The organism is Arcticibacter pallidicorallinus (genome assembly GCF_003002875.1).
GTDB lineage: Bacteria > Bacteroidota > Bacteroidia > Sphingobacteriales > Sphingobacteriaceae > Arcticibacter > Arcticibacter pallidicorallinus.
This window is the reverse complement of the sequence record NZ_PVTH01000003.1, coordinates 20,413-35,473: the sequence shown is the minus strand read 5'-3', so window position 1 is coordinate 35,473 and position 15,061 is coordinate 20,413. Positions and strand designations below refer to the sequence as shown.

The 15,061-nt window shown below is 43.9% G+C and carries 8 protein-coding genes and 1 tRNA gene; 8 read left to right on the top strand and 1 reads right to left on the bottom strand.

Going from position 1 to position 15,061, the window contains the following annotated elements; translation table 11 throughout:
* Positions 1–9 precede the first annotated feature (9 nt).
* Positions 10–1,002: an aldo/keto reductase gene (locus B0I27_RS05105; RefSeq protein ID WP_106292153.1), complete on the top strand. Its 993-nt coding sequence runs from the start codon at positions 10–12 to the stop codon at positions 1,000–1,002.
* A gap of 358 nt (positions 1,003–1,360) precedes the next feature.
* Entirely contained in the window at positions 1,361–2,029 is a 669-nt protein-coding gene (locus tag B0I27_RS05095) for a hypothetical protein (protein ID WP_146133092.1), read from the top strand.
* Here B0I27_RS05095 and gldB read toward each other — a convergent pair.
* Positions 2,026–3,054 (bottom strand): gliding motility lipoprotein GldB, encoded by a 1,029-nt coding sequence (gldB, locus tag B0I27_RS05090; protein ID WP_106292147.1) that lies wholly within the window; start codon positions 3,052–3,054, stop codon positions 2,026–2,028. The two genes, B0I27_RS05095 and gldB, sit on opposite strands and share 4 nt — an antisense overlap.
* 24 nt (positions 3,055–3,078) lie before the next feature.
* Between gldB and B0I27_RS05085 the strand changes: the two genes are divergently transcribed.
* The 6 genes from B0I27_RS05085 (at position 3,079) to B0I27_RS05060 (ending at position 15,061) form a co-directional block, all read left to right on the top strand.
* Positions 3,079–3,699 (top strand): outer membrane beta-barrel protein, encoded by a 621-nt coding sequence (locus B0I27_RS05085; protein ID WP_106292145.1) that lies wholly within the window; start codon positions 3,079–3,081, stop codon positions 3,697–3,699.
* A gap of 33 nt (positions 3,700–3,732) precedes the next feature.
* Positions 3,733–5,373, top strand: coding sequence for an NAD+ synthase (locus B0I27_RS05080; RefSeq protein WP_106292143.1), 1,641 nt, complete (start codon positions 3,733–3,735; stop codon positions 5,371–5,373).
* A 29-nt stretch (positions 5,374–5,402) separates the two neighbouring features.
* Positions 5,403–5,912, top strand: coding sequence for a glutathione peroxidase (locus B0I27_RS05075; RefSeq protein ID WP_106292141.1), 510 nt, complete (start codon positions 5,403–5,405; stop codon positions 5,910–5,912).
* Positions 5,913–6,004: 92 nt separating this feature from the next.
* Positions 6,005–6,082, top strand: a tRNA-Val gene (locus B0I27_RS05070).
* A gap of 297 nt (positions 6,083–6,379) precedes the next feature.
* The gene (locus B0I27_RS05065; RefSeq protein WP_106292139.1) at positions 6,380–6,637 is read left to right on the top strand and encodes a hypothetical protein; all 258 of its coding nucleotides are present in this window, start codon (positions 6,380–6,382) and stop codon (positions 6,635–6,637) included.
* A gap of 216 nt (positions 6,638–6,853) precedes the next feature.
* Entirely contained in the window at positions 6,854–15,061 is an 8,208-nt protein-coding gene (locus B0I27_RS05060; RefSeq protein ID WP_181276711.1) for a PKD domain-containing protein, read from the top strand.

Genomic DNA, 15,061 nt, shown 5'->3' with positions numbered 1-15,061 from the left:
ATTGGAAATATGGAATTTAGAAAATTGGGAGAATCAGATCTGGAAGTTTCGGTAATTACATTCGGTGCCTGGGCTGCCGGAGGCTGGATGTGGGGAGGAACGGAGAGAAGCGAATCGGTAAAGGCGATCCGTGCCTGCTATGAGGAAGGCGTAACGTCAATAGATACGGCTCCGATTTACGGTCAGGGTCTTAGTGAGGAGATCGTAGGGGAAGCTATTAAAGGGATCCCCAGAGATAAGGTACAAATACTGACCAAGTATGGGATGAGGTGGGATTTGAAGAAAGGGGATTTTGGATTCAAGTCTGAAAACAACCAAGGTGAGGCAATAAATGTTTATAAGTATGCGGGAAAAGACAGTATCATCAAAGAATGTGAGGATAGTCTTCGACGGTTAGGTACTGATTATATTGACTTGTATCAAATACACTGGCCGGATATCACTACGCCTATTAGTGAGAGTATGGAGGCCGTGCAGCGTTTAATCGAGCAAGGCAAGGTCCGTTATGCCGGCGTTTGTAATTATGACGAAGTGCAAATGGCCGAAGCAATGAAAGCACCGGGACTGGTATCCAATCAAGTTCCCTACAGTATGGTAAACAGAGGTATAGAAGAGGTCGTCATTCCCTTTGCGCTTGCCAATAAAAGATCTATAATCGCATACAGTCCTCTTGAGCGAGGATTGCTGACTGGAAAGATTAAACCGGGACATACTTTCGCTGCCGGCGACCATCGGGCCGATCTGAAGTATTATCAGGCCGCCAATATAGTCTTGGTAAATGCTTTTCTGGAGAGCATTAAACCAATAGCTGAGGACAAAGGTGTGAGCTTAGGACAGTTGGTGCTCAGGTGGACGGTAGACAAGCCTGGTATAACGATTGCCCTGGCGGGAGCCAGGAATGCTGAGCAAGCAGTTCAAAACGCGAGAGCGGTCAACGTCAAAATCTCTGTGGATGAAATGGCATTTATAAACGAAAGGCTCGACGAACTCAAGCTGGTTTGACCCTTTTGTAGAAAGCATTAGATTTATTTTATCTAAGTTTGTAACTTAGCACAGCATTATAAAAGAATGGAAAATACAGACAGAACTACCCGTAATCTAGGCGAACAAAACGACAACGCGAATAATCCGGCTCATTACCAATTATTAACCATTGGTATCATCATCACCATGATAGGTGTACTTCTACGTTTTTTTGGGGATTGGTCGCTAATTGACGCTGTTTCCAATTTGATTCTCGTTGTGGGAGTCGGTATATGCTTAAGAGCAGTTTACAAGGTGCTTCAATAAAAAACAACTTTTATTTTCCATGTTTATGGAATGACTAAACGAACTGCATCATTTAATCGTTAATGATTTTATGATGAAGCGATTAGTAGTATTGATGGGCCTGCTTGCCCCGTTTCTTGCTGGTTCTCAAACTAAGCTGAAACCGAAAGTTATCGAAATAAAGAAGCTTGTAATCGACAAGCGAGAATCATATGAATTTTCCTCGAGGGACTCAAGTGTATCTGTGTTTATAGATACACTTGTTATGCGTCCCGGCGCTAAGATCAGTTTCTTCAACAAGAAGGAAGCGCAGATGGTCGTCCGCCATGCTGTTATTGAAAAAGGAGCATGGATAGGAGGTAATGATGGGAGGAATAACGGAACCAATATCAAACTAAATATAAACTTCGCCGCGCTCAAAAATCTCACTATCAATGTGGCAGGGCAAGATGCGAAATCTGCTAATCGGAAATTTGATAACGGAAATGGCGGAAACGTGGTTATAAACTATTTGTCTTCAGGTGTTACACCCCAAATCCAGACTTCGAAGCAGTCTGCCTATATTGAAATTGAAAATCGCGGCGGGGGGTATCGTACTAACCCACAGTCTGATCTTGCCGTTATCTTCGGACAGATCAGGTCAGGATCCCCTGGTAGGCCTTTGGGACAGCTGGCAAATGGAAGAGTATACTCTGGAGGGTACGGATCAGATGGAAAAACTACTATCAACCCAATTACAAGTTTAGGCACGGTAAATTAGGGCTTATACCGGGAATCGGTTAAGATCTGTTGGTAATCGGTGTTTTTCATAAGTGCCGGCAGATCTACATTTTGGTTCCTTTCCATATATTCCCTTATGATTTGCCATCCCGTATATAATGCGAGCTTCGGAGCGGATTCGTTCCTGTTTCCTATACCCGGAGTAAACGGAGCCTCCGTCAGGAACTTCTGTATCTTCATGTAGTCGCTCTCATATAACAAGTTATTCTCAAGAAAGTAGCCCCAGATGTCCGACTGATGATTTTCTGCCCATTGCTGCTGATCAGATGTGTAGTTAATGATGAGAGAATCAGGCACTTCGGGAAGCACGGATTGCATGAAATACATCACTTTGCCATTGTAAATCATCCTGTCTAGGAGCGAATTTAAGTCGTCCGGTTCCGGAAACATCTCTTCTCTCACAAAGGTCTCAATAAGCCTTGGAGTGATATTCTCAGGAGTAAATCGTCTCGAGATATATTGTGGTATGCTCTGACGTAAAGCAGGGTAGAATTTGGAATCAGCTCCTAAAAACATGTCCAGACCTATTCCCAGGTAGTTTTTGCCTAAGGGAACCTGAACCGTGAAGCCAGAGTAGAAGGATATAATCCGCGGTATTTGAACGTCAGGGTAGAAGTATTTAATATGTTTGAACGCGTCGCGGAGTTCACCCTCTTTGTTACTAAGATCTTTGAATGCAGCGCCAACTTCAGTCTTTAGTGCGTGGAAGTCGTCGTTTGTAAGTATCAAACGCATATTGGCATAGTATGCAGTGTCCGAAGTGCTTCCGGCACTTAGCATTTGCTCCATGTAATCCTGATAAAATGTAGAATATTTCTTTTCTAAAACAGGCAACCTTTTAGTAATGTTGTCGGGTTGTAGAGTCTTCAGGTCTTGATCAAACCGTTCGATGCGGATGTCGACATCTATGTGGCTTACATCAACTGCTTTTTTATTCTGGCAGCTCGTTAAAATTAACGCTGTAAAAAAAAACAAGTAGATTTGGACAATGCTTTTGCAGGACATAGTTTAAATGAGAAAAACGAAAATATGAAAAATCTTTTTTTTGCGCTGGTATGCTTCTTACTGCCCTTTGTTTCTTCGGCCCAAATTGCGGGAGACAACACACAGCTTGGCTTTACGGTTTCGCCGAACCTGGGATGGGTCACAGGAGAGGGTTCTCCGGGAGATGGCACTAGCGCGGGTATTGCGTACGGTGTATTGGCAGACTTTGCCTTTAGCTCCAATTACTACTTTGCCTCGGGATTCACCATAACATCTGTCAACAGTCCTGCTGCTTCTGATCTGAACTCAATAAATTACAAGGTTCGGTACATCGAAGTTCCGCTTACATTAAAGCTGAAAAGTGCACCGACAACTATGGGACGTTATTACGGACAGTTTGGCTTAGGTACAGGATTTAAAATTGGCGCGAAGGGGGATATCAGCGAAGGACCTGGCATTCCTAAGAAAAATGATGTTGATATTTCGTCAGAGGTTAACTTCTTCAGACTTAGTATGATTGCGGGCGCCGGTGTAGAATGGGAAGTTAACGGAAACTTAAATGTTATAACAGGTGTTACCTATAACAATGGTTTTACCACGATGAACAAGCGAGGCGAAAAATTAAAGAATTCATACGTCGCCTTAACACTTGGTGTCTTTTTCTAGAACCCTTACTTACCACGTTTAAAACTCATACACATGAAGATAGCTCTTGCGCAGTTAAACTATCATATAGGCAACTTCGAAGCAAATACCACAAAAATTATTGAGTCAATTAACAAAGCCAAATCGGAGGGCGCCGACTTAGTTGCTTTTGCAGAGCTGGCTGTTTGTGGATATCCGCCGCGAGATTTCCTTGAGTTTTCAGAGTTTATAGACCTGTGTGAAGAGTCTGTCAATCGGATTGCCAAAGCCTGTACGGGGATCGTCTGTGTGCTTGGAGCACCGACACGCAATGATCGTTTAGAGGGTAAGGATCTTTTCAACTCGGCCTATGTAATGGAAGATGGACGGGTGGTATCAAAAGTAAATAAAGCCCTGTTGCCCAATTATGATGTATTTGACGAGTATCGGTATTTCGAGCCTGGGCTAGTATTCAAATGTATTGAAGTTAAGGGGCTCCGCATCGCCCTCACCATTTGTGAGGACTTGTGGAATATGAAGGATAATCCATTGTATTTGATGTCACCGATGGATGAGCTTATCAAAGAGAAGCCTTCTTTAATGCTCAATATTGCGGCTTCACCCTTTTCATACGTGCATGATGATAATCGGGTAAAGGTCTTGAGCGAGAATTGCAAAAAGTATGAGCTTCCGCTGCTGTATGTTAACCAGGTAGGTGCGCAGACGGAAATAGTCTTCGATGGAGGATCGTTCGCATTTGATAAAAAAGGCAACCTGCTTCATCATATGAAGTATTTTGAAGAAGACTTCCGGATATTTGAATTTAACGACGGAGAAATCCAGGGATTAGAGCCAATAAGCTATCAGCCTCCTTCTGACATAGAGCAGATTCATCAAGCATTACTCTTGGGTATCAAAGATTATTTTGGTAAGTCGGGATTCAGTAAGGCAGTTCTTGGCCTTTCCGGGGGGATCGATTCAGCCGTAGTATGTGCGTTGGCAGCCGAGGCTCTTGGTCCCGACAATGTAATGGCGGTTCTGATGCCGTCGAAGTATTCGACCGATCATTCGGTTAGTGACGCTATGGGTCTGGTCAATAACCTGGGATGCCAACATTATACTATTGCGATCAAAGATGCTACAGATGCCTTTGAAAGCATGCTTAAACCTGCATTTAAAGGACTTCCGTTTAACACGACTGAGGAGAATATTCAGGCAAGAAGCAGAGCAATAGTGGTGATGGCCTTTTCGAATAAGTTTGGTTACATACTTCTGAATACCTCTAATAAAAGCGAGTGTGCTGTAGGTTATGGAACGTTATATGGAGACATGGCAGGTGCCATCTCCGTGCTCGGTGATGTTTACAAAACGCAGGTTTATAAGTTAGCTGAGTATATCAATCGGGATCGTGAAATTATTCCTGTAAACAGTATCGTAAAACCTCCTTCAGCAGAGTTGAGACCTGATCAGAAAGATAGCGATTCGTTGCCAGACTATGATACATTGGATGCATTTCTTTACCAGTATATTGAGCTGAGAAAGAGCTCTAAAGAGATTATAGCACAAGGGTTTGAGGCGGAATTAGTTAGAAAAACCCTCAAAATGGTAAATATGGCTGAGTTTAAAAGATATCAGACAGCTCCGATACTTAGAGTGTCACCTAAAGCGTTTGGTATGGGAAGAAGAATGCCGCTTGTAGGTAAGTATCTTTCTTAATGTCGTAGAAATTTTAAATATTATATACAATGAAGATATTAGCTTTACTTTTCATGACGCTGTTCTTTGCACCGCCAAAGTCGGTTCACAACTTCAAGATACAGTCGATTGACGGGAAGAATATTGACCTTAAGGCCTTTAAGGGCAAAAAGATCCTTATCGTTAATACTGCGTCGAAATGCGGTTATACCAAGCAATATGCTGGATTAGAAACCCTTTCCAAACAGTACAAAGATAAGTTGGTAGTGATCGGTTTTCCCGCAGATGACTTCAAACAAGAGCTAAGCTCAACTGAATTGATAAAAGAATTTTGCGAGGCCAATTATGGTGTCAGCTTCCTTCTAAGTGATGTAGTAACAGTTAAAGGCGAGGGACAGGCTGCTTTATTTAAGTATCTAACTAACACTGACAACCCGGATTTTACAGGCGATATTAAGTGGAACTTTGAGAAGTTTCTTATCGATGAGAACGGTAAGCTGATTCATCGTTTCCGATCAAAGGTTGAACCGCTCTCCACGGAAATAACAAAATACCTGTAAGTCAGCCTTATAAATATTTTTTTAATTTATTCTTTGGAAACTGTGCAGAGGATGATATATTTGCAATCCCAAACCGAACAAGGCGAGGAAATGGAGGCTTAGCTCAGCTGGTTCAGAGCATCTGCCTTACAAGCAGAGGGTCACTGGTTCGAACCCAGTAGCTTCCACCAAAGCTCCTTAGATATATGTCTAAGGAGCTTTTTGCTTTTATAAGATTTTCCTGAAGAATTCATCTTAGTCCACTTCCTCGCACTATTATTTCTAAGTTTCGGGCCATTTTACCCATTCCCATTCCCATTCCTTGTCTTCTATTCTGGTAACCGTGCATTAATCCACGCTAATGGGAAGAAATGTATAATGATGTTTAAACTTTTATCTATTAGTTAAAAATATATCACATTTAATGATGACTTACATCATATTTTGAGAGTATTCCTTTGGGTACTATTGTAGCTTGAACTTATTTTATGAACCTAATAACCAGTCATCCGCAAACACATGCACTCCCTGAATACATAAGTACAGCTGCATCAGGAAAGAAAGCGCGTTTCAATCAATCTTCGGAAGGAAGGAAAAAATTCTTTCATGACTTAAGCGAAGTGCCGGCGCATGCTCTGGACGAAAATGACGGAGTTCCTTTATCATCGAAGGAGAGCAGGTTTGTATGGTTGGCAATCATTGTGGGACAAGTAATCTTGGGGCTGACTATCTATGCAGTTTTATAATCAAGCAGCACTTATCGGCTATAAACGGCCATCCCAAGTCCTACTATGTATAGGAAATTCTTCTTAAACCGACTATTTGTTTTTTTATTAATTCTAATAAGTTTTTCAGCCACCGCTCAGGTTATAACGATAGGAGAGGTGGATTCTGGTCCTTATGGGCCAGGGAGTGACATCTCTGTGCCTATTAGTTTAAGTGGAAGTTTTAAGAAGGGATGTGTGTTCGAGTTATATCTGTCTGATAGGGATGGAAATTTTATTGCGTCAGATCCGATCGGAGTATTTAAAAGTCATTTTGCAACGTTTGTAAACGGAAAGATTCCCGAGGGCATATTAAGTGGTTTTTATAGATTAAAAATTGAGGTTAAGAACTCAGGGGATATCCCACATAAAGTACTCAATACGCCCATAAAAATTGTCGGAGGGGTAGCCCCTGTCATTCATGTCGCCCCATCAGATAATAGTAGAGTTTTGGTGGTAGATCAGATATGGGGCTTTTGCTCGAATATCAAGGATAAAGGCAAAGATTATCAGGAACTTGTAGTTAGAAACTCAACAGCTCCAAATGCGAGTCTCTCCGGTGTATTAAAGGACGATTATAATACCGGCACGCCAAATCTACAGTTTGATTTTGAGGAATCAAATCTCCAGACACTTAAACTGAAAGACAGCTATTACACCGCAACATTTAGGTCTGAAAGAGAAGGGGTAGTCTCAACAAAAAGCTACGTCATCTTGAGTTCGACTAATAACAATAGCCTGCAGTCAGAGGGTGCACAGACGGCGTGTATTTCAAACGCGGATGCCGAAGATACGGGATCCGTTAAGTTTTCCATGAATATAGGTATCCCGTCCTCATCTAATAAGGGAAGCATTTTAACAAACTACCCCGGATTGGCGTATCAATTCGACTGGGGCGATGGCAATATAGATCTGATCAGTCAGAGCGAACTAATTGCCTTAAACGGAATTGCCAGCCATAAGTACAGTAAACCATCTTGTAATCAACCAGTCGCTAACCCTAATCAGCCAGTCTATAACGCCTATCAGGTGAGCATATCTGTCAATGCTCCCTTCTGTACAGGGGCTAGCTTTCCAATACAAACGTATTCAAAAGTTTTCAGCGCTCCTGTTGCAAGTTTTGATATATCCGGAGGACGCGGCTGTTTGAACGAACCTGTTACTATTATAAACGAAACTATTCCAGGAATGTCCGAGAATTCCGAAGGTACAGCTTGTACAGACTACACCTCTTATCTGTGGTATGTAAAGAAAAAATCTGAACCAGAAAGTTCCTGGAAATTAATTTCTGACGAAACTAACCTCTCATATCGTTTTAAAGAAGTCGGCGTGTACAGTGTAAAGCTTGTTGCAAGCAATAATAGCTGCCCTCCCTCCGAAAAGATTTCAGACATATGCATTGAGGCTGATCCTGAGCTTGACTTTAGCTTTACGCAGTCAGCCGATTGTTATCTATCCGGATCCAGCCCCGTGAGGATGTCCTTAGAAAATAAAACTAAAGTGAAGGGATCATGTGGCATTGCCTGGCTCTGGAAGATTATGGACGCTGCAACGGGAACAGAAGTTTTAGACGGCGTCAAATTTTTAGGGTCACGGGAAGATTTGCATCCAGGTATTGAGATTTCTGTTCCAGGAGACTATTTACTTCGTCTTGAATCGACCAATTCTTGCAAGACTCTTATCCTTGAAAAGCCGTTTACCGTGGCCGGCCCCTTAACTGTTGCTTTGCCTGATATCAATCCGAAGTATTGCCGCGATTATCCGGTCATCGTCAATTTTGCCGAAGACAAAAACCTCAAACCGACCTATACGGGGTTCGCGAAAAATAAAATTTACAAGTGGGAAGTCAGCGGCGGCGATTATCATTTCGAGGAACATGGAGCGTCTGATCCTTTTCCGATTATCTCCTTTAATGCTTCCGGAGTTTATAGGGTGAGTGTAACTTACAATAGCGAATGCGACCATCCGGTTACTGAGACAAGAATGGTCACCCTTTATGGACCGATTATTAAAGACGCAGGTGCGGATGCTTTTGTCTGCGATAATATTCCGGGAGAGCACCAGACAACCTTCCAACTGAAGGGAAATACACCTCAACCTCAAGAGTCCGGAAGGTGGAGCGTAGTAGACGGTCCTCCAAATGCGTTCATTAGTGGAGAAGCAAGTCCCAACGCCATTATCTCTGGCCTTATTCCTGGCACTTACCATTTGCGGTGGACAATAAGTAATGATGCCGGTTGCGATGAGTTTGATGATATGACCTTAGAAGTCTATGCAAAACCTGTAGGCGGACAATTATCGGGTAGTCAAAGTGTTTGTGTTGGCAATGGAGGAACGTTGAAGTTAACTGATTATTCGGGAAAGATCCTGAGCTGGGAATCGTCAACAGACCAAATCACCTGGACAGGAATATCCCATACCTTGGAAGAATACGCTTTCCTCCCTATAAGTAAAAAGACGTTTTTCAGAGTAAATGTGGCCAGCTTGGGTCAAGCTGCCGGATGTTCCTCTGTAGTTAAATCTGAGATATTTGTTGTAGATGTCGATCCGGAAACAAAGGGTGGTACTACATCCGGAGCAGCCACCTACTGCGTAACTTCTGAAAGTGGAAAGATAGATTTGACCGGTCACACCGGGAATGTTGTGAGATGGGAAAGCTCAACAGACGACGGGCATACATGGAATCTGATTCAGTCGACTGCAACAAGTTATAGCTATAGTAAACTTAAGTTCACGACACAATTTCGTGCGATAGTCAAAAGTGGATCTTGCTCTGAAGCGTCGTCGTCGGTTACAAGTGTTCAGATTCTCCCGTTGCCTACTGAACCCTATGCAGGTGAGAATGAAATCTTGTGTGAAGGCACGACAACATTTACGCTAAAGGGCAACAGACCTGAAGTTGGCTCTGGGTTATGGAAGCAAACTGCTGGTCCCACGGTTTCGTTTGATGATGCAAACAGGCACGACGCTACAATAGCTGGATTACAAACCGGCGCCCATTATGAGTTTACCTGGGAAATATCCAATGGTATATGTCGTAGTGAACCTGATAAAATTTCCATTGAAGTTATCTCAGCGATCCAAAACACGATAAAGGCCGACAGACTGATATCATGTAAAAACGAAGCTGTGAAACTAACGACAGCATTATTAACTGGAGGAGCAAGCAGTGTTCATTCGGCTAAGTATACGTTCAGATGGGAACAGTTAGTCGGCACTATGGGCGTCTGGACACCTGTAGTCAACGGTACAAAAGAAAACATAGAAGTATTTCCAATCGCAACAACCAAGTACCGCCGTATAGCTAAAAGCCATGGAAAATGTGAAGTGGTAAGTCCGGAAATAGAGATCGTCGTCAACGACCCGACTCCAGAATCCAAAGCCGGAGAAAGTCAGATATTGTGTAATGAAACCTCATATAAGCTGAACGCAAATGATGCCGGACATTTCACAGGAACATGGAGGGATTCTGACCCGCTGAGCAAGCTTTCATTTTCTCCGGATAACCATGCGCATAACGCTACGGTGAGTAACCTTGTGGCCGGTAAAACGTATGTATTGGAATGGGTTATTTCTGGCGTCAGCCCATGTCCCGATGAGAGATCAGCGGTAACCCTCACCGTTCGCAAACCTGTTACCCAAGCAACCGTAGGTGAAAAGCAGGAAATCTGTATCCTTAAAGACAACTCAAATAACCATACTGTTCTAACCGGGAACCTGCCTGATATATCGAACGGAGAGAAGGGTTTCTGGAAGTTGTTATCGGGTCCAGAGGGACTAATCTTCGAAGATGCAAATCAGGCGAAGACAAAGGTAAGTAACCTTAAAGGTGGTGTTTACAAGCTCGAGTGGAACATCTCCAGTGACGCCAGCTCAGCCGACGCGTCATGCAAGACGAGCAGTGCCCAACTGATCATTTCAGTAGTAGATTATCCAACCTTAGGAACGATCCATCCAGTTGCTCTTTCTATTTGCAAGGGGAGTTCACCTGGACTGTTAAAGCTTTCCGGTTACTCTCCGGCCGATATTCTTCAATGGCAGATATCAACGGATGGAAAAAGCTACGATGATCTTCCGGGCGTCACTCTGTCAGACTATTCCGCACCGGCTTTGGCCAGCACAACATGGTACAGAGTAAAGATTACTCAGGGCGGAGGGTGCCAAACATTCGTTTTTACTGAAGGAGTAAAGATAACAGTTGATGAACCTTCGATAGGTGGCGAAATCACAAGTGCCAAATCGAGAGTTTGTATTGGGGATGCCGTACGTCTAAAGGTTAGCGGACATAGGGGGAGCATAGTTAGATGGGAGGTGTCAACCGATGGAGGAGACTGGACTCCTTTAAACGTCTCTTCTGAAGAACTCACTAATCACATTCCGCAACAGACCAGCCGGTTTAGGGCAGTAGTCAGGAATGGTACTTGCGATGAGGTCCGTTCCTCGGAATTCCTGATAGAAGTGCTTCCGAACGTAACAATCGCCAAAGTAGGAGCAGATCAGTATCTATGCAATGAAACTGAATTTTCTCTAACCGCTAACCAAGCTGAAAAAGGCCTCGGATCATGGACTCAGGTGAGCGGCCCAGTATGCCGGCTTGATGATCCATCCGGTTATCGGACTACGGTCAGCGGTGCATCACCGGGTGAATATGTATTCAGGTGGAGTATCTCCAACGGTATCTGTGATCCGAGTATAGCCGAAGTAAGAATTTTCAATTACCCAGCTATTGTGAATGCCATTACAGGAACGACTACAGTGTGTTCCGGACAGCACGTGCAACTGTTCAACGACCAACTTAGTGGGGGAAATGGGACTTATCAATACTCGTGGGAGGTCAGTACAGATGAAATAAACTGGACGTTACTGACTGCTGCAGTTCTGAAAGATTACACGAATGTTTTTACTGCCACCTCTTACTTAAGGCGGAAAATAACATCAGGACCATGTTCATCCGTCAGCAATTCTGTAAAAATCACGGTGCAGCCAGCTGTGGCTAATAACTCCATCTCACAAGATCAGGTTCTGTGCTTAGGTGAAGCCTCTGCGGTAATCGCAGGAACGATTCCTACCGGAGGCGACGGTAATTTCTTTTTTCAATGGCAAATCAGTGAAAACGGATCTGATTGGACAGATCTTCCAGATGAAATAAAAAAAGACTATGCTCCTCCTGTTCTAACGCATACATCCTGGTATAGAAGAATTGTAACTACCGCTTTGTGTAAAGGCGCCCAAAAAAACGTTAGTGAGCCTGTACGCATCCTTATTAACCCTTTGGCTAAAGCCGAGTTTTCTTCGACCACCTATATTTCATGTACTCCGTTTGATTTGAAGAAGGCGATAATGCTGGAGCCATATGAAGACCGCAACGGCGACTTTGAATGGTATGCAGATGATGTCCTGATAGGCAGGGGAAGAGAGTTTCCCGGATATACGATTGTTAGGGACGGCGAAAAAGTCATCATCAAGCTAATCGCAAAAAGTAAGTTTGGATGTGGGCAGGACATCCTGGAGAAAGAGTTTTACACCGTCAAAAATGTTGTTGCTTCCTTTACGAAAGACAAAGTTCAGGACTGTGGACCTCTAAGCGTGAGTTTTACAAACACCTCCACACCAATTGCAGGAGGAAATTATATATGGGATTTTGGAAACGGGCAAACTTCAACCGAAGCTCAGCCAGGAGCAATCGTATTTCAACCCCATCCGGCACATCGCGACACCACTTATATTATCACACTTAGGGCCAACTCCGGATGCGAGACAACAGAATACCGCGATTCCGTGCTTGTACGTCCCCAACCAAAAGCGGTATTCTCCCCAGACGTTGTGGTAGGCTGCTCGCCTCTCACCGTAAATTTCAGCAATCAATCGGCAGGAGGCCCCAACAAATACACTTTTGATTTCGGAGACGGCGATAAGGTAGTAACGACCGATAATACCTCTTTAACGCATACATTCTATGTAACAAAGACAGACACCATCGTAGTAACATTACTTGCAGAGAATGAATGCGGAACGGATACCACCAGTCATAATATTGTTGTTTATCCAAATACCGTTACACCAGAGCTGGTTGTCGATGGGAACCGTAAGTTTGGTTGCGCTCCTTTCACTGTCAGGTTCAATAACAATTCTCTGGGAGCAAATCGTTTCCATTGGGACTTTAAGGACGGAAGTCAAACGACGACAACGACATCGCCCGCATTCCTGGATCATACTTTCCTAGAGCCCGGAGTTTACGAGGTAAGTTTGCTGGCGACGAACGGGTGTTCATCTGGTGTGACAACTGAAACCATAACCGTCTATCCTGTGCCAGATGCAAGGTTCACATTCGACAGTCAGCAATATTGTAAAAATGATCCTGTCACGTTTCAATCGCAACCTACTCCGTCCAGCACGTATGCCTGGGACTTTGGAGATGGAACGAAAAGCAATGAGGCGAATCCCAAGCATACATTTTTAAACGAAGGAGTCTACAATGTAAAGCTTACAGTCCTGCAGTCTCATCCGGACGGAAGCGTCTGCAGTAATGTTTCCAGCCAGCAAGTGAAAATATTAGCCCTTCCCGTTGCGCTGTTCACAAGCAATTCCGCAAATCTGAATTGCGTACCGTTCAAACTGCAGGTTACTACCACACCTTCAAACGCAGCAACCGTACGTTGGAACTTTGGTGACATTCAAAGTCCCTATAACAATGCCTCGGGTTATAATGCAGAGCATATTTACACGAAGCCCGGAATCTATAAAGTAACTGAGTTCGCCTATAATGAATCCGGATGTATCGATAGCATGGTGAGGACAATTAAAGTTGTCGGGAAACCTACGGCAGCGTTTAGTGCTTCCGACACCTTAATATGCGGCACTTCCGGGACCATCCTCTTCACTAACAAATCAACGGGTGACGGTGCCGAAGCCCTTACCTATAAATGGATAGTTAACGATAAGCCAATCTCGACACAGGAGAACTTAAGCCATCGCTTTGTTGTACCGGCCGGCTCATCGATGCCTTATGTGTCGAAAGTAAAATTGGTGGCCGTGAATATTTTGGGATGTTCTGATACTACCGAGGTTGTAATAAGGCATAATCCACTACCGGTAGCTCGGTTTGAGTTGAAGTCCAATCCCGGCTGTGCTCCTTTAACGCTTGATATCAAAAATACTTCAGAACATGCAGACAGTTTCCTCTGGTATCTTAATGGGAAACTTGTTTCCAACGAAAAAGAACCTTCTACTATCGTTGCCAGTCTTCAGGATACAACTTATTCGGTAAGACTTATCGTTTCCAATACTTACGGATGTAAGGTGGATACCACTGATAAGATCCTGAGAACACATCCAAAACCCGAGGCATATTTTACGATTACAGACAGCCTGAGTTGTAACGGGAAGCTGGAAGTCAAACCTAAGAACCTAAGCGAACGAGCAATCCGGTACCAGTGGGATTTCGGCGATGGAAGTCCGCTAAGTACAGATCCTTCACCGGCGCACATCTATGGTAAACCCGGCACCTATTACTTGCGGCTTACTGCTTTCGACGGTCAATGCAGTGACGTATTCAAGCGTACCATAAGGATCTCAGCCCTGCCACAGGCCGCTTTTACATCGGATGTTCAGAAGGGTTGTTCTCTCACGGGTGTGACCTTCGAAAATCTCTCCATTAATGCAAGTTGCTATCTCTGGGATTTTGGGGACGGAACGTTTTCTACAGAAAAGAATCCAACGCATCGATACACTTCTGAGAAATCACCTTATAACGTCAAGCTTACGGCCTACGGAGAGTTTGGATGTTACGACGTAACCGTCCAAACTCAATACATCACCGTGTCACAGCCACCGGTTGCAAACTTTGAAATCCTACCGAATGATGTTATCAAAGTTCCGGACTTCACTTTTTCGTTTAAAAACACCAGTGAAGGAAAACCCAAGCGCTATGAATGGGATCTTGGCGACGGCTCGATATCTTCAGAAGAAAGCCCCTCACATACCTACAGAGAACCGGGAGAATATACGGTTAGTTTGATCGTGACCACCGAAGCCGGATGTGCCGATACCCTGAGAAAGGTAGCCCGCATAGAGGGCGTGCCCGGCTATCTCTACGTCCCCAGCGGATTTGAGCCAGCAAACATGAAGCAGGATCTAAAGACATTTCTCCCTAAGGGATCCGGAATAGCAACCTACTCACTGAAGGTCTTCAATAAATGGGGACAGCTTATTTGGCAAACAGATAAGCTGGACGATCAGGGAACTCCAACGGAAGGATGGGACGGAAATATTGGGGGTTCACCTGCACCTCAAGGTGTTTATGTCTGGAGAATCGAAGCCAGGTTCATAGAAGGATCTGAATGGAAAGGGATGAAATATAAAACCGGGCCGAGACGTACAGTCGGTTCTATAAATCTGATACGCTAG

Excerpts from the sequence above, each read along its gene's own strand:
- B0I27_RS05080 (WP_106292143.1), top strand. The coding sequence starts at position 3,733 with ATGAAGATAGCTCTTGCGCAGTTAAACTATCATATAGGCAACTTCGAA.
- B0I27_RS05075 (WP_106292141.1), top strand. The coding sequence starts at position 5,403 with ATGAAGATATTAGCTTTACTTTTCATGACGCTGTTCTTTGCACCGCCA.
- B0I27_RS05085 (WP_106292145.1), top strand. The coding sequence starts at position 3,079 with ATGAAAAATCTTTTTTTTGCGCTGGTATGCTTCTTACTGCCCTTTGTT.
- gldB (WP_106292147.1), bottom strand. The coding sequence starts at position 3,054 with ATGTCCTGCAAAAGCATTGTCCAAATCTACTTGTTTTTTTTTACAGCG.
- B0I27_RS05105 (WP_106292153.1), top strand. The coding sequence starts at position 10 with ATGGAATTTAGAAAATTGGGAGAATCAGATCTGGAAGTTTCGGTAATT.
- B0I27_RS05095 (WP_146133092.1), top strand. The coding sequence starts at position 1,361 with ATGATGAAGCGATTAGTAGTATTGATGGGCCTGCTTGCCCCGTTTCTT.
- B0I27_RS05065 (WP_106292139.1), top strand. The coding sequence starts at position 6,380 with ATGAACCTAATAACCAGTCATCCGCAAACACATGCACTCCCTGAATAC.